This is a genomic window from Rufibacter sp. JT20002 (genome assembly GCF_056491185.1).
The window spans coordinates 416,655-435,541 of record NZ_JBSZJY010000004.1; the positions used below are offsets into that span (position 1 = coordinate 416,655).

Annotated in this window: 19 protein-coding genes; 7 read left to right on the forward strand and 12 right to left on the reverse strand. The window is 47.0% G+C overall.

Annotated elements, in window-relative coordinates:
* Nucleotides 1–8: 8 nt before the first annotated feature.
* The 6 genes from ACW9SV_RS18515 to ACW9SV_RS18540 all read left to right on the forward strand — a co-directional run bounded on the left by ACW9SV_RS18515 (nt 9) and on the right by ACW9SV_RS18540 (nt 6,578).
* Nucleotides 9–2,576: a DUF5686 and carboxypeptidase-like regulatory domain-containing protein gene (locus tag ACW9SV_RS18515; RefSeq protein WP_479558254.1), complete on the forward strand. Its 2,568-nt coding sequence runs from the start codon at nt 9–11 to the stop codon at nt 2,574–2,576.
* Nucleotides 2,577–2,587: 11 nt separating this feature from the next.
* Nucleotides 2,588–3,322, forward strand: coding sequence for a CDP-alcohol phosphatidyltransferase family protein (locus ACW9SV_RS18520; RefSeq protein ID WP_479558255.1), 735 nt, complete (start codon nt 2,588–2,590; stop codon nt 3,320–3,322).
* Between the two features lie 11 nt (nt 3,323–3,333).
* The gene (locus ACW9SV_RS18525; RefSeq protein WP_479558256.1) at nt 3,334–3,900 is read left to right on the forward strand and encodes a DUF4833 domain-containing protein; all 567 of its coding nucleotides are present in this window, start codon (nt 3,334–3,336) and stop codon (nt 3,898–3,900) included.
* A gap of 208 nt (nt 3,901–4,108) precedes the next feature.
* On the forward strand, nt 4,109–5,011 hold the full coding sequence (locus ACW9SV_RS18530) for a phosphatase PAP2 family protein (RefSeq protein ID WP_479558257.1): 903 nt from the start codon (nt 4,109–4,111) through the stop codon (nt 5,009–5,011).
* Nucleotides 5,012–5,161: 150 nt separating this feature from the next.
* Nucleotides 5,162–5,971 carry a metallophosphoesterase family protein gene (locus ACW9SV_RS18535; protein WP_479558258.1) on the forward strand — a complete coding sequence of 270 codons (810 nt, stop codon included), beginning with the start codon at nt 5,162–5,164 and terminating at the stop codon, nt 5,969–5,971.
* A gap of 1 nt (nt 5,972) precedes the next feature.
* Nucleotides 5,973–6,578: a hypothetical protein gene (locus ACW9SV_RS18540; protein WP_479558259.1), complete on the forward strand. Its 606-nt coding sequence runs from the start codon at nt 5,973–5,975 to the stop codon at nt 6,576–6,578.
* Between the two features lie 97 nt (nt 6,579–6,675).
* Here ACW9SV_RS18540 and ACW9SV_RS18545 read toward each other — a convergent pair whose 3' ends face one another.
* Both ACW9SV_RS18545 and ACW9SV_RS18550 read right to left on the reverse strand, forming a co-directional pair.
* The gene (locus ACW9SV_RS18545; RefSeq protein WP_479558459.1) at nt 6,676–7,737 is read right to left on the reverse strand and encodes an AI-2E family transporter; all 1,062 of its coding nucleotides are present in this window, start codon (nt 7,735–7,737) and stop codon (nt 6,676–6,678) included.
* Between the two features lie 96 nt (nt 7,738–7,833).
* Nucleotides 7,834–8,742, reverse strand: a complete 909-nt coding sequence (locus ACW9SV_RS18550; RefSeq protein ID WP_479558260.1) for a bestrophin family protein — start codon at nt 8,740–8,742, stop codon at nt 7,834–7,836.
* A 505-nt stretch (nt 8,743–9,247) separates the two neighbouring features.
* Between ACW9SV_RS18550 and ACW9SV_RS18555 the strand changes: the two genes are divergently transcribed.
* Nucleotides 9,248–10,108, forward strand: a complete 861-nt coding sequence (locus ACW9SV_RS18555) for a VOC family protein (protein WP_479558261.1) — start codon at nt 9,248–9,250, stop codon at nt 10,106–10,108.
* A gap of 68 nt (nt 10,109–10,176) precedes the next feature.
* On the opposite strand, the gene ACW9SV_RS18560 is transcribed toward ACW9SV_RS18555, so the two are convergent.
* The 10 genes from ACW9SV_RS18560 to ACW9SV_RS18605 all read right to left on the reverse strand — a co-directional run bounded on the left by ACW9SV_RS18560 (nt 10,177) and on the right by ACW9SV_RS18605 (nt 18,881).
* Nucleotides 10,177–11,007: an alpha/beta hydrolase gene (locus ACW9SV_RS18560; RefSeq protein ID WP_479558262.1), complete on the reverse strand. Its 831-nt coding sequence runs from the start codon at nt 11,005–11,007 to the stop codon at nt 10,177–10,179.
* A gap of 156 nt (nt 11,008–11,163) precedes the next feature.
* Nucleotides 11,164–11,676: a VOC family protein gene (locus ACW9SV_RS18565; protein WP_479558263.1), complete on the reverse strand. Its 513-nt coding sequence runs from the start codon at nt 11,674–11,676 to the stop codon at nt 11,164–11,166.
* A gap of 41 nt (nt 11,677–11,717) precedes the next feature.
* On the reverse strand, nt 11,718–12,134 hold the full coding sequence (locus tag ACW9SV_RS18570) for a VOC family protein (protein WP_479558264.1): 417 nt from the start codon (nt 12,132–12,134) through the stop codon (nt 11,718–11,720).
* A gap of 245 nt (nt 12,135–12,379) precedes the next feature.
* Nucleotides 12,380–13,234: an SDR family oxidoreductase gene (locus ACW9SV_RS18575; RefSeq protein ID WP_479558265.1), complete on the reverse strand. Its 855-nt coding sequence runs from the start codon at nt 13,232–13,234 to the stop codon at nt 12,380–12,382.
* A 142-nt stretch (nt 13,235–13,376) separates the two neighbouring features.
* Nucleotides 13,377–13,760, reverse strand: a complete 384-nt coding sequence (locus tag ACW9SV_RS18580; RefSeq protein WP_479558266.1) for a DoxX family protein — start codon at nt 13,758–13,760, stop codon at nt 13,377–13,379.
* Nucleotides 13,761–14,225: 465 nt separating this feature from the next.
* On the reverse strand, nt 14,226–15,047 hold the full coding sequence (locus tag ACW9SV_RS18585; protein ID WP_479558267.1) for a dioxygenase family protein: 822 nt from the start codon (nt 15,045–15,047) through the stop codon (nt 14,226–14,228).
* Nucleotides 15,048–15,422: 375 nt separating this feature from the next.
* Entirely contained in the window at nt 15,423–16,790 is a 1,368-nt protein-coding gene (locus ACW9SV_RS18590) for a DUF5686 family protein (RefSeq protein ID WP_479558268.1), read from the reverse strand.
* 24 nt (nt 16,791–16,814) lie between these two features.
* Nucleotides 16,815–17,243, reverse strand: coding sequence for a DoxX family protein (locus ACW9SV_RS18595; RefSeq protein ID WP_479558269.1), 429 nt, complete (start codon nt 17,241–17,243; stop codon nt 16,815–16,817).
* A gap of 238 nt (nt 17,244–17,481) precedes the next feature.
* Nucleotides 17,482–18,417: an NADP-dependent oxidoreductase gene (locus ACW9SV_RS18600; protein ID WP_479558270.1), complete on the reverse strand. Its 936-nt coding sequence runs from the start codon at nt 18,415–18,417 to the stop codon at nt 17,482–17,484.
* 212 nt (nt 18,418–18,629) lie between these two features.
* Nucleotides 18,630–18,881 (reverse strand): acyl carrier protein, encoded by a 252-nt coding sequence (locus ACW9SV_RS18605; protein WP_479558271.1) that lies wholly within the window; start codon nt 18,879–18,881, stop codon nt 18,630–18,632.
* Nucleotides 18,882–18,887: the final 6 nt, after the last annotated feature.

An 18,887-nucleotide genomic window follows, 5' to 3' on the forward strand; every position in this document is an offset into this window, starting at 1 on the left:
CACCATTTATGCAAATACTGGTTTGCTGCTTGGCCTTTCTCGCCATTGGAATGAATTTCAATCCGGTGCAGGCACAGAGTTCCACCACCGTAAGGGGTACCATCAAAGACGCCTTAACCAACGAGCCGCTGATTGGGGTTTCTATTTTTGTTCCGGGCACCACCTTGGGCGCCACCTCAGATATAGAGGGGAATTATTCCCTCAGAACAACCCAGGCCATCACAAAGATTCAGTTCACCTACCTGGGCTATAAATCTAAGACGGTTGAGGTTACCCCCGGTGAGACAAAGGTCTTGAACGTGCGCATGGAAAGCGACGCCAAAAAGCTGAACGAGGTCGTCATCAAGGGCCGCAGCAAGAATTACAGCAACAAAAACAATCCGGCGGTGGACTTGATCAGGTTGGTGGTGGACCACAAGAAAAATAACCGCTTAGAGAGCTACGACTACGTGCAGTACCAACAATACGACAAACTGCAACTGGCCTTGAGCAACACCCCGGAGAAATTGCGGAACAACATCCTGTTCAGGAAATATGACTTCATCATGAAGAACATAGACACCACCACCTTGGCCGGTACCGCTATCCTTCCCTTGTACATGCAGGAGACTATTTCGGGGCAGTTTTACAGAAAAGACCCTGAAAAGAAGAGAACCCTAGTGCAGGCCGAAAAGAAGGTGGACTTTGGGGAGTTTGTGGTGATCAATTCCTACGTGAAGCACATGTACCAGGACATTGACATCTACAAGAACAACATCGCCATTTTGACCAACCAGTTCCTGAGCCCCATTGCGGACCTGGCGCCTACCTTTTACCGCTACTACATCACCGATACCGTGGTAGTAGATGGCCAGAAACTGACGGAGCTTTCCTTCAGCCCCAAAAACGAGACCGACTTCCTGTTCACCGGCAAGCTCTACGTAACAACGGACGGCAACTACGCCGTGCAGAAGGTGGACATGGAGGTAGGCAAGAAAGTGAACATCAACTGGGTGCGGGCCCTGAACATCAACCTGGACTTTGAGCGCCTGGAGAACGGCCGCTACAACCTGAGCAAGAGCACCATGAAAACTGAGTTTGCAGTGGTGGACAATAGCAAAGGCGGCGTGTACGGCGAGCGCACCGTCTCTTACAAAGACTACCGCGTGAACCAACCGCAACCCGATAGTTTCTACGAGGGAGAAACCATCGCCAAGGCTCCAGAAGCAGTGCAGCAGGATGAGGCGTACTGGGCCGTGAACCGCCATGACAGTCTTTCGGCATCGCAGGCCAACACCTACCAGAGCATTGACAGCCTGAGAAACACCAAGTCTTTCAAAAGAACCCTGGACATTGCCACCCTCTTCATTGCGGGCTACAAGCACGCCGGCAAATACGTGGAGATTGGACCAGTGAACACTTTCTATAGCTTCAACCCCGTGGAAGGGTTCCGGTTGCGGGCAGGGGGGAGGACCACCACCACCTTCAGCAAGAAGATGATGTTTGAGACCTACGCCGCTTACGGGTTTAAGGACGAGAAGTGGAAGTACTACCTGGGCGGAACCTACTCCTTTACTGACCGCTCCATCTTTCAGTTCCCGGTGCGAGCTTTGCGGGTGAATTACCAAAAAGACACCAAAATCCCGGGCCAGGACCTGCAGTTCGTGCAGGAAGACAACTTCCTGCTGTCGTTCAAGCGGGGCACGAATGATAAGTGGCTTTACAACGAGACGTACAACATTGACTACCTGCACGAGTTCCAAAACCATTTTTCTTTCAGGGTTGGGTTCAAAAATTGGAAACAAACCCCGGCTGGAAGCTTGGAGTACCTCAAGGTAGGTGACCCGTTCCCGATTGAGGGTACGCCGGCAACAGCCCCGGAAAGGGTGGAGGACATCACCACCTCTGAGGTGCGGTTAGAGCTGCGTTGGGCACCTAAGGAAGAGTTTGTGCAGGGCAAGCTGTATCGTTTCCCTATTGTGAACAAATATCCGGTATTTACGCTTAGGGCAGCAGCCGGGGTAAAAGGCCTTTTTGGTGGAGAGTATGATTACCAAAGCCTTACCTTGAACGCCTCCAAGCGCTTTTACCTGTCCCAGTTCGGGTTCTCCGAAGTGATCGCCGAGGGTGGCTACATCTTTGGGCAGGTACCTTTCCCGTTGCTGTCCATCCATCGGGCCAACCAGAGTTACTCCTACCAGATTCAGGGGTACAACCTTATGAACTTCCTGGAGTTTGTGAGTGACCAGTATGCCAGCATCAACATTGACCATAACTTCAACGGGTTCATCTTCAACAAGCTGCCCTTAATCAAGCATACCAAATTGCGTGAGTTCGCCACGGTGAAAGTACTTTATGGCAAGGTGCGGGAAGAGAACAACCCTGCTAATAACCCTGAGTTGCTGGCTTTCCCGGCTTATTCCACCGGTTTGCCTACCACGTATTCTCTGGATAAAATGCCATACGTAGAAGCCAGTGTAGGCGTGGGGAATCTGTTCAAGTTCTTCCGGGTAGATGTGGTGAAACGACTTACCTACCTGGACAATCCCGGGGTATCCAAAGTAGGCATAAGAGGCAGGTTCAAATTTGATTTTTAAGGAGCAGTAATATGGAGAGTACCCTGGGTAAAAACACCCTCAGAGACACCTTGCAACAAGGTATCTACAAGATTATTGACCCCTTTGTAAGATTTATCATCTCAGTGGGGTTCACGCCCAACACGGTAACCATTACTGGTTTTCTGTTGAACCTGGGAGTGGCGGTGATTTTCATATTAGGCGGAGAGCAAGGCAACCGTGGCGATTTAAGTTATGTGGGTTGGGCTGGTTTTCTGATTCTGTTTGCCGGTTTGTTTGATATGCTGGACGGCCAGGTAGCCCGCATCGGGAAGATGAGTTCCTCCTACGGGGCATTGTTTGACTCTGTGGTGGACCGGTACAGCGAGTTGCTTATGTTCCTGGGCATCTGCTATTACCTCATTGCGCATCATTACTTCCTCAGTTCTTTGCTGGCCTTTATTGCCTTGATTGGCTCTATGATGGTGAGTTATACCCGCGCCCGCGCTGAGGGATTAGGGGTGGAGTGCAAGGGTGGCCTGATGCAACGCCCGGAACGGGTGGTACTGATTGGCCTGTCCTCTATGCTGTGCGGAATACTTGCCGCTTGGATTGGCGGTGATTTCAAATTATTTTTCCCGGGTACCCACATTCTGGTGTTTGAGACCATGTCGGTGTTCACGTTCCCATTAGCCGTACTGGCAGTCTTAACAAACATCACTGCTTTTAACCGGTTATTGGAGGCTAAGAATGCCTTGGAGCAAAAAGACGCCGTACTTAAGAAATAAGCAGTTACGGTATGCAACAGTCTCTCTTCATACTTCTTTTAGCGGTTGCCACTTGGCTAGGAGCCGGGATTACTCCGGTGCAGGCGCAGGAAACGGTGAAAACCAATACCCAGCAGGTGTTGCCCGTGCCCAAAGGCATTGCCAACCTGCTGTTTTATGTGCAGCGCGACCCTAACATTAACACCGTTGTGTATGAGCTGAACCTAAACAGCAAGGGAGTCTTGGACGCAGAAGAGCCAATGAAGATATACTGGCTCCGCTACGCAGACGGCGAAGGGAAAAAGAGCTTGAATTACATCCAGCGGAAGTTTGCCTACGGGCTCCACGTGAAGAAAATCAGTGCGGAGAAATACGAGCTGAAGTTTGTCTCCTACGGCAAGCGCACCCTTTATCTTCAGAAAGGTGTTGATGGCAAATACCACGTGTACGCCCCCATCCACAACAAGCAGGCCATTCTAACCCGTGTTTTCGTGCGCATTGAAGGCGGCTCTTTCTGGGTGCCCAATGTGGTCTTCGCTGAGTTCAACGGGATAGAGCCAGCCACCGGGAAGGTTGTTCTGGAACGGTTTAAGCCTTAATTCTTAAAGGCGTAAGCATCTTTTTTGTTTTTATTCTCTTTTTTCAAAAACACCTCAGAAACTCAATCCTCAGCAAATACAACAACAGCTAAATCTACTGTAGCGATGCAGTTCATCTTCGAAGATGAATAAAAGCTTTGGCGCAGTAAATAGAATAACTAGAATGAGTACTACCTCTACCGTAGCTGAAAGAAAAGCTGCAGCTTCAATGAAAGCGGCCCTCTGGGTGACAGCCATCTCCCTGGGATATTTGCTGCTCTCGTTTGTCTTGATCGGGTTTAAGCCGGAGCAACTGTTGTTGGTGGGCCTGTTCAATAGTTTGTATTACCTGTCACCAATTACCAGAAAGTTTGCGCTGGGGTTCACCATTTTCATTGTGTTCTGGGTGTTGTTTGATTACATGCGGGCATTCCCCAATTACTGGTTTAATGCCGTGCACATCAAAGATCTGTACGAGGCAGAAAAAGCGCTTTTTGGGGTAGTTTCTGACGGGGTTCTAGTAACGCCCAATGAATACTGGCGCCGGCACCCGCTTACGTCTCTGGATATAGCATCTGGGCTTTTCTACCTTTCCTGGGTACCGGTACCCATGGGTTTTGCGGCGTATCTTTTCTTTAAGAACCGCACGCAGTTTACGTACTTCTCCCTCACCTTTTTGCTGGTGAACATCCTGGGGTTTGTCATCTACTATCTATACCCTGCCGCGCCACCTTGGTACGTGCAACAGTACGGGTTTGACTTTCTTGCCGGTACGCCGGGCAACACCGCCGGACTGAGCCGCTTTGATGCATTCTTCGGGATTGAGCTGTTCCGGGGCATGTATGCTAAGGCTTCCAACGTGTTTGCGGCCATGCCGTCTTTGCACTCTGCGTACCCCTTAATCGTGTTTTACTATGGTATCAAAAACCGATTGAAATGGGTGAACCTGTTATTTGCTACCATCATGTTGGGGATCTGGTTTGCAGCCGTCTACACGTCGCACCATTATATCCTAGATGTACTCTTCGGGATCCTGTGTGCCTCTACCGGCATTGCTTTGTTTCATTTTTTAATGGCTAGAAAAGGCCGCATTTACCGGTTGGTGAACAGGTTCATAAAAGCATTAGAATAGAAACTGCATTTGTCTCGGGTGCATTACCATCTGTTTTATAAGGCAAACTCCGTGACATTTTAAGGTGCTTTTTCAAAAGGTACCCTCAAAACGCTTTGCGGAGATAAATTGATGATTCTTGCTTTTACTTTACTTTCACTCAAATAGATCATGGGTAAAAATCTACTTTTTCTCTTCCTCCTTACTCAATTCTTGTACTCCTGCGACGGCGTTTTTGAGTACCATCCCAACCAGATCATCCTGAAGGAAAGCGAACAAGACCTGACCGAAAAGAACCTGGCTCGCATCCGGCAGCAATCTTCTAAAGACACGTTGCGACTTCTTTTGATGGGCGATACCCAGCGGTTCTATGATGCCACGCAGGATTTTGTGGACAAGGCAAATTCCTTTAAAGACATAGACTTCGTGCTGCATTTAGGGGATATCTCTGATTTTGGCATGTCACAGGAGTACCGGTGGGTGCACGACATCATGCAGGAATTGAAATGGCCCTATCTCACCGTGATAGGAAACCACGACATGCTGGGCAACGGACGGAAGGTGTACCGGCAGATGTTTGGGGAGTTCAACTATTCTTTTGTGTACGGGCACACCAAGTTTGTTTTACTGGACACCAATGGTCGGGAAGAAGGCTTTAGTGGAAATGTACCAAACCTCGAGTGGCTGGAAGCAGAACTGGTGCGCACCCCAGACGCTACCTGGCAACAGGCAGTAGTCCTTTCGCATGTTCCACCCTTTGACGGAGACTTTGACACCAAACTGGAGAAACCCTACCACGAAACACTGGCCAAAAGCCAGCTGGTGTCCTTGAGCCTCCATGGCCACCGCCACGGGTGGGAAACCGAGAAAAAATATAATGACCCTATTTTATACCATGTAACCACCACCGTGAAGAACAGGGGCTTTACGTACCTTAAATTGTGGCAAGGTGGTTATGCATTGGAAAGGGTAGAGTATTAACATGAAAAAGATAATCCTTTACTTAGCCCTGTCCTTAGCGGGAAGTTTTGCCACCGGAGAGGTCTACGGTCAGGAAGCTCCCAAAGACTCAGTTACCAGTAGTTCACCTTACTACCTCAAGACCCAGTTTGCAGGAAGCATCGGCTTGCTATCCGTAGGGGTGGGGCGGCAATCGTTTAACAGCAGGTTAGATACCGATATATCTCTGGGCTACTTGCCCAAAAAAGTAGGGGGTGATGATATTTTCACCGTAGCTATTAAGTCCACGTTTTTGCCTTACCGGTCTGTAAAGTGGAAAGCCATAGACTGGAAACCCCTCACCTTTGGAGCCCAGGTAGGGTACACGTTCGGCGACGAGTATTTTGCGTCTGAGCGGTACCTGAGCCGCTACCCAAATTCTTATTACCGCTTCTCTACCGCTTTGAACATCTATTTATTTGCTGGGGGCCAAGTCAAGTTAAACGGGATAGAGAAGGCCAGAAAGTTTGCCGGGTACTATGAAGTAGGTACCATGGGGGAATATCTGATCTCTTACATCACCAATCCCAAATACCTGAGCCCGGGGAAGATCTTCAACCTGGCATTAGGGCTGAAGATGTACCTGTAGCCGAGCTTCTGCCAACATACGAGAATTACTGATAAACCTATGATCAAACATTACTATCCTAAACAACTGGCAAACGAGCAGTAGGACAGGAAGATGTTTACTCTAATGGAGCGTCAGGGGTAGTAGGCTGTGGAGCGGGTCTTCCCTGCCCAGGGTAGCTGTCAGGGATCTGGTCACCAAGCAGCTTGCCCCAGGGCTTAAGGGTATCAATTCGGTCAAAGATAATTTTGATTACAGCCATAAAAGGGATGGACAGGAACATGCCTGAGACGCCCCAAAGGGCATTTCCCAGAAGAACCCCCAATACAGAAACCAAAGCATTCAATTGTACCTTAGAGGATACCACTTTGGGTACCAACACATTGTTGTCTATAAACTGGATGAGGAGATAAGCCCCCACAATAGCTAACTGGGTGGTATACCCATCCAAGGTCACAGTCGCCATAAGAACAGGCAAGGCAATCGCGACAACTCCACCCACATAGGGGATCATGTTCAGGATGGCACCTATACTGCCCAGAAGAATAGCATAAGGAACCCCTATAATAATGAGAGCCACTGAGTTCAGGAACGCCACAATAGAGGCTTCAATGAGCAAACCTATGATATAGCTTTGAATGGCCGACTTCGTCTCGTGCAAGATCTCGGCCACGTGGCGGGTATTGCGGGAAGAGAAAACCTCAAAAAGGAAGTTCAAGATTAAGGGCTTGTACAGCAGGAAAAGGAAAATGTACACAGGAATCAGGAACAGCAGGCTGAAAGTACCCAGAACGCTGGTCACTGTTCTTCCTAGCAACGCCTTGCCGCTGTTGGCCGCGTCTTTCAAAAATTCCGTTTGCTTCTGGATACTAATCCCAAACGTGGTTTCGGCAAAATCCTGGACATCAGTAAGTATCTGTGAGAACTTCAGCCTGAGGGCTGGTAACATTTCCCCAAACTGCAGAATCTGGGACGAAAGCAGATAAAGGATTACTCCCAGAACCACGTTAGCAATAAAAAGGGTGAGCAGAATGGATGGTATACTCGGTATCCCCCTCCGCTGGAAGCGCTTGTTTAAAGGATTCAGCAACATAGCCAAGAGCAACGAAAAGGCAATAGGCACCAGAATATCCGCCAGCATATAAAGCACATAAACCAGGAGAATGATCCCAAGTAAGATAAGTGTGCTCTATTTATAAAAAGGGTCTGATTCCGTCATAAATCATATAGTAACAGGTTTGTCTTGCTTGAGCTTTTATACTTTAGAAGCCTGTATTTACAGTAAATACTCTCCATTGGTGCTTTCTACCGGCTTGGGAATCTCGTTTTCCTGCAGGGTTTGCAGCAGATTGATTTCAATTGTTCTGGCAATGTGGTTCAGCGGTATGCCGGTAGGAGTCTCCTGAAAAGGATTCAAGAGCAACTGCCCGATCTTGTGGGTTGTTAAGAAAACATAGCCAATGAGTGTTCCTACCAGAATAGACCAAAAATCCATTGTTTGGGCGGTGACCAGCGTGACAAGAACAATGAAAATCCAGATAAAGACACGGGTATAATAGTTGTAAGTTGTTGGGAAGACGGTATTGGCTATCCTTTCAGATTTTCCCATCTCATCGCAGAGGCTAATCAGTACTTTGTTCAGTTCAGAAAACTGAAACCCATCTATGACACTCGTCCTGTAAAGCTCAATTAAATCTCTTGTTTGCAGGTTTAAGATGGCATTCGCCTTGTTTGACTCAGATGCTACTACAGTTATATCCTCTTGAGAGAGATATTTCTTGTATTCATCTGAGGTTGATTTTCTCAAAGATTGTTTCAAAGCATAAACAAAAGCTAGATGACGGTACACAGCCGTTCTAATTTTAGAATCATTACCTACTGTATCAGACATGTGAGTAGGGAAATAAACTATCTGTCTGGCCCAGGTTCGGGAACTGTTGATCAGTGTACCCCAGATTTTCCGGCCTTCCCACCACCTGTCATAGGCCTGGTTGTTGTTAAAACCAATGAAAAAGGCCAGTGCAGTACCTAAAACGGAAGGAATCAAAGAAGGAAGTTCTATGTCTACATGGAAGAAATACCGATAAACTAAATAAGTAATGATACAGGTAGTCAGGTTGAAGACGAAGTGCTTCCAGGTGCCAGACACTATTCTTTCAATGCTTACTTTTTCTGCTATTAACATTTAAGATTGATTAGCTTCTAATTTTAAGATAAAACTTTACCTAATTGGCTTTTAGTTAAATATAAAGACAAGATTATTCGACAATCATCATGTAGATAATCTTAAATAAGCTGCTGAGTACCATATATACCTTGTCAAAGTATGTGAAATTACTTCTTTAATCTAAAACTGTTTTCCAAATCACCTGTAAGACCACTTCCCCAACGTCTGCTGTAAATATTGTTTGCTAGTGTTTCTGTTAATAGTTTCTCCACAAAAAAGATAGGTTCAATTTTCTTAACATACATCAAGGGAGAACTTTCACTAAGCCCCCATATTTGCATAGAATATAAATTGGTCTTAGAAGGCAGGGATACCACTAGAAAGGGTCCCTCCCTGCAATAGCATACAAGCAATGCAACGAAAAGAATTTCTCAAAGGCCTGATAGCAACGGTAGCGCTGGGAGCATTGGGCCGTTGGTCAACAAACACTTCTGCTTTACCGTTATCACCTCAAACGAAAACCATGGCACAGGAATTAGCAACCTTTGGCGCCGTCCATCTCAATGTCACCAACCTTGAACGTTCCGTTTCCTTCTGGAAAGAGAATATTGGTATGAAGGTGCGGAATACGACGGCGGAGTATACAGAAATGGGCACAGATAAGAATACGCTTGTGGTTCTTTACCCATCTGCAAAAACACCATTTAAAAATGGCTACAGTGGTATCTATCACCTGGCGATTCATCCATCAAATGAGGGCGAATTTGCCAGGGTGCTGGCAAGGTTAATAGCAAAGCGCTATCCTATTGCGCCTACAGACCATACCATGTCTAAAGCCATTTACATGGAAGACCCGGATGGTATTACCGTAGAAATCACGTTGGAGACACCTGAGCGGCTGGATAGATTGGAGATTAACAACACCGGAGCCAGGGCAATTGATAGAGACGGCACCGTACGTAGCCCATCGGCCCCGCTGGATGTTGATGCTGTTCTGAAAGCGTTACCAGACCAGAATATAGAGCGGCCATTACCAGATGATACAAAGGTTGGGCACATGCACCTGTACGTATCTGATCCAGAGGCGGCAAATCAATTCTACAAGAACCTGGGCTTCCTGCAGAACATGTATCTTCCAGAGATGGGGATCATGGACTTAAGCGCAGGTGGCGCTTTCGGTCACCGCATTGCGGTGAATGCCTGGAACAGCAGAAATAAACCGCAAGCACCTGAAGGCACCGCCGGAATGCGCTATTATACCATTGTATTTGATACTCCTGAGCGCTTGAAAACCGCCCTTCAATTCTTGCCAACCGCGCAGAAGCAAGAAGAAGGGTTCTTCGTCTCTGACCCATCAGGCAATAAGATCCTGCTGAAAGCTTAAAGTGAAAGCCTGTTCATTGCTAATAACCATTCGATCATTAGCAACGAACAGGCTTTTGAAGGCAGAACTTAATTCAAATAACCATGGGAGGTAAGCCACTCTGCGAAACGCTCAATCCAGGTATCTACCGGCAGGTTCTGTTTTTTGCCACCAAACCCATGCCCGCCTTTTTCATACACATGCAATTCAGCGGGTTGTTTTGCCTGTAGCCATTTTAGGTACAGTTCAACACTAACTGGGGCGAAACCATAGGTGTCATCACTGGCAACCATGATGAAGATAGGGGTTTGCACTGCAGGCACGTCAGAACCAATCCACCAGGGGGCCGAATAAATAGGACCCATGAAGTTAGGGCGGTTCTCGTCAATAGCTTGGTAAATTACCGACATGGCAACTGCCCCACCCGCTGAAAATCCCATAAGGCCAATTTTCTGGGGATCAAGGCCATAAGTAGCGGCATTCTCCCGAATATACTTCACTGCGGTTAGTCCGTCTTGGGCCATAAGCGGCAAAACAGGCGCACTGACAGCTTTTAGTTGGTCAAAGTTGCCGGTCCCCAGCAAAGGACCCAGTACGTTGGCCATATTTTCGGGGTCAAACTGTACCAGGCGGTATTTCAGAATGAAAACCGTGATCCCTTTTGCCAGCAACTGCTCTGCCACTGCCGTGCCTTCATCCTCAAAACTAATCATGTGAAATGCGCCACCAGGCACCAGTATAACGGCTGTGCCGTTGGCCTGCTCAGGTATAAATGCCGTAAGGGTTGGATCGGTCACATTGATCACAACCGTAGTTACATTGCCACCAATCATGCCTTGCACTTCTTTCTCTGGGTATTCCCAATTCTCTGACCCGGGTGCTTTGCCCTGATATAACCTAATGATTTCTTGTCTTGCCATAGGAGTTTACTTCATTGATAGATATGATTGTTCTTTGTTAGGAATTACTAATCACTTTACCTCCAGCTTTTGCCTGTAGGCATTAGTATAACTTTAGGGTAAAGAGGTAAGGAGCGTACATCTATAACCAGAAGAAATCATGTTCTGTAATAGAATCTACTCGGCTTCCTGTAGCAATGCATCCAGGTCAAGCTTGCTGTCTAATGCCTGTGCTTTGATGGCAGTGAGTTTACCATCTGTCATAACCGTCCAGTAACTCGGGTCTCTGTCCCAGGCCATTTCAATGCCATTGCCGTCAGGGTCTGAGATGTAAACAGCTTGGTGGGTGGTGTGGTCGTAGGCAACGGTGATGGGATAATCCTTCTCCACCAACCGCTTCACTGCTTTGGCAAGATCTTTACGGGTAGGGTAGTTTAAGGCAAAATGAAACAAGCCCACTGAATCTTTAGGAGCCGGGGCAGCGCCTTTGCTGTGCCAGGTGTTCAGCGCAATATGATGATGGTAGCCGCCCACCGAAAGAAAAGCAGCCTTGCCCAGATTGACCAAAAGGTCAAAACCCATTACATCGCGGTAAAAAGCAATAGCGCGCTCCAGGTCAGAAACCTTCAAATGGATATGCCCAATGCGCAGGTTCGTAGGCGCGTGGTAAGTTGATTCACCGGCGTCCATAAAGATTGGGTTCTTTGTTTAGTTTGGGAAAGGTTCCCAAACTATTTCTGTTCGTTCAAACCATACACCAAGCCATCCGGGCCTTGGAAGTGCCGGTAAGCATATTTCATCTCTGGCACCCGAACAATGTCTGCCAGCATTTTGTAACCAGCTTTTTCCAATGCTTCGGAAACCGCCTCGATATCATTTACCCGAAAGCCAAAGGCGACCGAACCGTTATATCCATAGGCAGGTACAGTAGTTGGCAGGTACAACTCCAGTAATGTTCCGTTTGGAAACTGGTATACAGTCACACCTTCCTGTTCAAAAAGGATCGACAGGCCCATCACGTCAGACGCCATTTTTTTGTAAGCTGTAAACTGAGGCTCCTCCAGCGTAACGGCGTGCCAGGTGATACCTTCTACAGTGAAGGGCTTCAACGTCTCATTCAGGCCAGCATTTGCTTTGTTTTCTTCCATGATTTTTGAATTTGAATGTTAAACAGAATTATTTATTTCTTTTCAAGAATATAACTGCCTGCCTTGAAGAACCTTTTGTAATACAGGCTCCTTCCTAAAATGTTTCAGGCCATCCTTGCGGGCAACTTTCAAATGCATGCACATGAACACCAAAGGCCCAGTCCAATCCTAAATCCTAAAAAAAGCATATCCCTTTACAACAAAAGCTATTAGGGTAGCCTATGCTGTAAAGGGATATAATAAACTTAGGCTACTCCTTCAAGAATTTCACCCACAGTGGTAGAGAGCGGAGTGGTTGGTCTGCCTATCAATCTGGAAAGCTGACGGCTGTCATTAAACAAATCTCCTTTTGAGGTGGCTACGTCCCAGCTGGCAATTGCCTGGGCCATACCTTCCGCAATACCGAAACTGGTCAATACGCCTGCATACTCCGCTTCCGGCATGTTGTTATAAGGGATGTTTTTCCCGGTCTGCTTTGAAACTTCAGCGGCCAGGTCAGTCAGCGTGTACGCCTCATCTCCGGCAAGTTCATAGGTTTTTCCTTCGTGTCCTTCGCTCGTCAAAACAACAACAGCGGCCTCGGCATAGTCAGCACGGGTGGCGGAGGCAATTTTGCCTTCGCCTGCGCTCCCAATCAAGGCACCACCGGCAACTGCACCCGGAATAGACATGGCGTAGTTTTCGTTGTACCAACCGTTGCGAAGAATGGTATAGTAAATTCCGGACTCTTTCAAGGCGGCTTCTGTAGCTACGTGCTCACTGGCAATGCTCAAGGAAGTAGTATCTGCGTGCAGCAAGCTAGTATACACGATCTTCTTCACACCAGCCTGTTTTGCGGCATTGATCACGTTTTTGTGCTGCTGTTCACGCTGACCTATTTCACTCCCTGAAATCAGTAACAGGGTATCTACCCCAGCTAGTGCAGGTTCAAGGGTTTCAGGTTTGCTATAATCTGCTTCGCGGGCTTCAACGCCTAAGTCTGCAGCTTTCTCCGGCGTGCGAACTAAGGCTATAATGGTATCTGCGGCTACTTTTTCTTTCAGTTTGTTTACTACTAAACGACCCAATTGTCCGGTCGCTCCTGTGATGGCAATTTTCATAGTATTTTATTCTTTTTTGATTTTTGATGATGTAAGGTTTATTCCTTACGTGTTATTCTCCAGGATAAAACTGCGCTCGCTAAAGGCAGGTATGGATACTAATTCTTCGTAAAAATGCTTCAACTTATTTTGTACCCCTTGATTAAGCTCTTGGTTGAATAGGGGCTTTCTTAAACCTTCCCCAGGCAACGAAACCAGCCAACAGGATCAGGACAACGTTCATCCCGATGGCGGAGAACTCACCCCTTGAGGCGTGGAAAAGAGAGGCAAGCACCATCACCGCCACAAGGCCCAGGGCCGCCCAGGCGGTAAGGATGGGTTTAATGCGAAGCAAGGCAGGCAATATTAGGCCTACACCAGCCAATACTTCGCTTATCCCGATGAACCGAACCAGTCCGGCAGGCACCTGACTGGCCCAAGGAAGCATCTGTGAGAGTTGGTCAATAGGCTGGGCTACTTTCATGAAGCCCGACATCAGGAACATGCCGGCCAAGAGTACCTGCGCGATCCAAAGAGTGATGTTCAATGCTTTTGAAGAATTTTTTGCTGGGGTGATGCTGTTAGTTGACATCTTAGTTAATTTTTAAGGTTTCGTTTTTCTTGTATTGTGATACAAAGTTGGGGAGATTCTGAGGGGTACGCCTTGATGTATGTTAAGAAAAGAGGCGTCTAGGCTAAAAAGCAGGAGTTTGTTATCGAATAGGATGTCGTTAGTTGCAGGCTTCCCTCTTAACTTGAAAGCTATGTAATATTGGAGTTGCTACCTTGGATTGGAGGATAAGATGAAGGGCAGTTTTGACTAAACTGTTATATTGGAGAGACTATGAGCAAGCGTATCATTAATGACTCTTAATTGATGACTCTTATAAACAGATAGTCTTGGAGCTGTCTTATGCGAGGGGTCCGATTGATGAAGTGGCTGATGGCTAGCTTCCTATCAGAGAGCGGCCAACGCTTAGTTTGGCATTATCTACTTATATCTCTTATTATATTAACCCACCCGCAGGCATCTAAAACTCATTCCTCTGAATAAACCCTCATACGTATGTTCTATATTTTCACCCTTGTTAGCCAATGTTAGCACATACAATAAAGGCAGATAATGATCTGCAGTGGGTACCGCTAGATTAACTCCTTTCCCGAAGTTATTGTACCTGAATAAACTGTTTAGATCACGGTCGTCAATTTTCCCCTTTACCCATTTGTCAAAATCAACCGCCCATTGGTAAGGTTTATCGCTCCAGAACTTCAATGCTGACAATTCTAAATTATGAACTATATTTCCGCTGCCAATAATTAAGACGCCCATATCCCTTAAAGGCGCGAGTTGCCTTGCCAACCTATAGTGGTAGTCTAAGGGTTGATCCATATCAATGCTCAACTGTAAAACAGGTATATCCCGATTAGGCGCTATGTGTTTAAGTACCATCCAAGCCCCATGATCAAGCTCCCATTCATAAGGTTTGATCTGGGTGTTCTCAACTAGATATTTAGCTGTTTGTGGAGAGCCAATAGATGGGTAATCCGCAACGTTAAACTGCTTATTGATGGTAACATAGGTCTCTCCTAGGGTAAGCCAATGCGCCGAGATTACGAGGATCACCGAGGGCTGAACTGAAGACCCTAATGATTTAAGACTTTCCAAGAGCGGTTGAAACTTTTCAGAATCAGTATCTATATGGCCAGTAAAAAATACCGGCATCCTTTGGGTATGTTTTAATATACCAGGTTGCTGTAGCAAAAATTCTATTCCCTTCGCTTTTTTCAGCAGCGGAAGAACACTTATCAGCTTAAGAAATTCTGCTCTATGCATGGTTAGATTGTTTTCTTTGCTTGTACTTACATTTTACAGAATTCCTGTAGAAAGTAAACCGTTGCCGATATATCACGCTGTTTCTATTTGTTGATTTCTCAACTGGAGTCCATGACTCCATTCTGCAGTTATATCTAACCCCAGAAACGGCACACCTGCAGAGCTGTACGTTTACTTTGGCCAGGAGCTCTTCAAAAGAAGGAATGTCATCAAGCAGGGAAAAATCTGGCTCGACAGCTTCAAGGCTTTGCTCATTCGCTTTGAAACCAAGGCGCAGCACTGACTCGTGCTACATTTTCTGGCTTTAAACGTGTAGCATATCCGTAAACTAAAAAAAGCAAAAATGCTAAGCAGGTTCTAGTTCAGAGTACATCCTTAATGCGCAATGGAAGCTGAAAACTTTATTCCAAATTTGCTGGTGCCGGGCTGGTCCAGATAGGTCAAGCGGTGAATGGCATCCACGCGCAGGAAGCCAAATATATTCTCGATGCCATAGCCCATCTCTACATAGGGCTTCTTTTCCAGGGTGCGGTAAGTAGGCTGCAGGGTACCATTTACCCCAACCGGTGACAACAAAGCACGGTTTTCGGAACTTAGAGTCCCGTATAAAACATTGGCCGTGGCCAGCAGCCGCCAACCTAATTTTCGGATCAATGACAAGCGGTTAGTAAGCAACCCTTCAAAATGTTGTTCAACATGCAGGGAAGCGTACGAGTCACTAGCAAACTCAAAAACATCCATCAGGTTAAAGGTTTGCTGATAGTAAAAGAACGTTTCGTTACCGCTGTGCATTTCCAGCAACGGGTACGGCACTGGAGAAATAATTTTGCCCGCCTCTAAGCGATAGAAAGTTTTGCCCAAACTGCCTGCTGCAAACTGTTGGCTTATGCCTATGTCTATGCGTTGGTAGTTAGCCCCCCCGGCTAAGCTTTTGTATAAACCTAAAGTATATTTTAAATTATAAACGGGAGAGGTACTGTTGCCCGGTGCGTGGTTTTCAGATTGGGCGTCTGTTTGTTTTTTGGAATAGCGGGTAGTGAGGGAAATCTCCGTCGTCTTAAACTTGTCTACCAGTTTAGCGTTCTCACCAGTTCCGCTGTAATACCCGAAATCGTACAAGGGCTTAAACAGGCGGCTGCTTACCCCTACGCTCTGCGTAACGCCCGGTAAAACATCGCGCCGCAAATAGACACCGGTAGCTTTGGTGGAGAAGGGAAGGCTTAAATCTTGAAACCACGAGTACCCCGCCGAAAACGGAATGTTCCCGAATTTTTCCGACACAATACCCCCTCTATGAATATCGCTGCTGTGCGTAAGGGCGATCTCGCTCCACTTCTTACGGGAAAACACATACCGCACCGTACCGCTGTATTTCAGTTCCTTATCCTTAGTTCCGTAGGCACCGTAGCCGCTCAGTTCCCATTTATCGCTAAAGTCTATGTTGGTTTTTAACCCTACCCTGAACCGATGGCCTTCTATGTCATTATTAGCATACACATTTGGCAGAGGGCCCAAACTAACTTTACCAACCTTCTTATAGCCACCCGCCAGATCTGTAAAGAAGAGGTTTAAGCGTTCTGCCTGGGGACTTGACTTTAAGGTATCAAGGGCCGCATTCACCCGATTACAGGTGGACGAAAGCGTATCCGGCCGGTTCATTTCCGGATAGCTTTCCGCCTTGTGGGTTTGTGCCTGCGCTACAACTGCCGGCAAAAAGAGGATTAGAAAAAGTAAGGTTTTCAAGTTAGTATTTTTGAAAAGCCTTGATTAAGCTCTTGGTTGAATAGGGGCTTTCTTAAACCTTCCCCAGGCAACAAAACCAGCCAACAGGATCAGGACTACGTTCATCCCGATGGCGGAGAACTCGCCCCTTGAGGCGTGGAAGAGAGAGGCAAGCACCATCACTACCACAAGTCCCAAAGCGGCCCAGGCCGTAAGGATAGGTTTGATGCGAAGCAATGCAGGCAGTATCAAACCCAAGCCTCCCAACACTTCGCTTATCCCGATGAACCGAACCAGTCCGGCAGGCACCTGACTGGCCCAAGGAAGCATCTGTGAGAGTTGGTCAATTGGCTGGGCTACTTTCATGAAGCCCGACATCAGGAACATGCCGGCCAAGAGTACCTGCGCAATCCAAAGAGTGATGTTTAATGCCTTTGAAGGATTCTTCTGGGTGGTTACACTGTGCGTTGACATGTTAGTAGAGGTTTAAAGGTTTGTTTTTACCGTTCTAGTGCTACAAAGGTACCGTGGTGGAGGAGCCTACGCCTTGATGTATGTTAAGAGATAAGGCGAACGGGCTAAAGAGATGTACTGGGTAGGCTGTTAAGAGAAGCGATAGCTGTTTGCAGGTGTTTTTACTTAGTAAACCTTCTAAATGAAGACAGCGAACAGATATTCCTGTTCGCTGTCTTCATTTAAGTTAAAATATGCCTTAATCGATTGTTACCACCACCTTGCCTTTTGGATTACCCTGCTCGAAGTAATCATAAGCTTCCCGGGCTTCATTAAATGAGAATGTTTTATCTACCAAGGGTTTCATGACTCCGCTATCCACTAAATGCGCTATTCGCTGCAGTTGCAATGAGTTTGCCTGGGTCATTTGCTGGATAGCCGTTACACCCTGCTCTTTTGCCATGTTCTCGTCTACCGTACCCGCCAGCAAAACCAGCACGCCGTCCTGCTTCAATACGCCATAAGAGCCAGCCGCCGCCTCGGCAGAAGTGACCAGCACGGCATCATACTCTTTAATGATAGTCGTGAAATCCTGTGTTTTATAGTCAATCACTTCATCGGCCCCCAGCGCTTGTGCCAGTGAGGCGAACTTGCCGTCTACGGTTGTGGCCACATACGCACCATGATGCTTTGCCAGTTGCAGGGCGAAGGAGCCAATACCACCCGTCCCCCCGTGAATAAGTATCTTCTGCCCTCTCTGTAGCGCAATGTGTTCTTCAATAGCCTGCAGCGCACTGGCCGCGGTCAGCGGAAGCGAAGCCGCCTCTGCCATGGTGATAGAGGAAGGTTTCTTTGCCAGGTTACCGCTTGGGGCTATGGTGAACTCTGCAAATGCGCCGCTGCCACCTAGCAATGCACCAGCCTGTCCATACACTTCATCGCCTATGTTCAGGCCGGTAACCCCTTCGCCCACCTGCGACACGACACCGGCAAAGTCTCCCGCAATGATGAAAGGAAAAGTAATCGGCATCATCTGGTGCAAATAACCGGCGCGTAAAATGGAGTCAATCCGGTTAAGGCTTACCGCCTTTACTTCCACTAACACCTTGCCAGGACCTGGCTCAGGCTTTGTATAGTCGGTAACTACTTTGATTTCCTCAGTGCCTCCGTATTGTTCAATGTATGCTGCTTTCATGGTGATTTTAGTATTTGAGTAAGTGATGCAAAGTTAGGGGAATCCTGACCCGGGTGCCTTGATGTATGTTAAGAAAACAACCGGGTAGGATATAAAATGAACAAGGAGGTTTAATTAAATAGAAAGTTTGTACTAAAAGCCGGAATAAAAGGGTGTTCGCTTTCTTGCTTTGGATAACTATCATCCTCACCCCAGTGTTCTGTCAAACCTACTCAGGCAGCTGTCCTTTGCGTATGCGCAGAAAGGAACGCGACGAAATCATCTACCTTGTTTAAAGATACCTCATCGGGAATATGGATATGATAGGCTTTTTCCACCTCTAGAATAATGTCTACCAGATCAACAGTGTCAAAACCTATTTCCTCAAAGCTTTGGGATAATAGCTTAGTTGGCGTAATCTTTTTATTGGTGTATATCAAGCGCACTAATTCTTGCTTGATTGTCTGGTGCTGCTTACGTTTCATATAAGG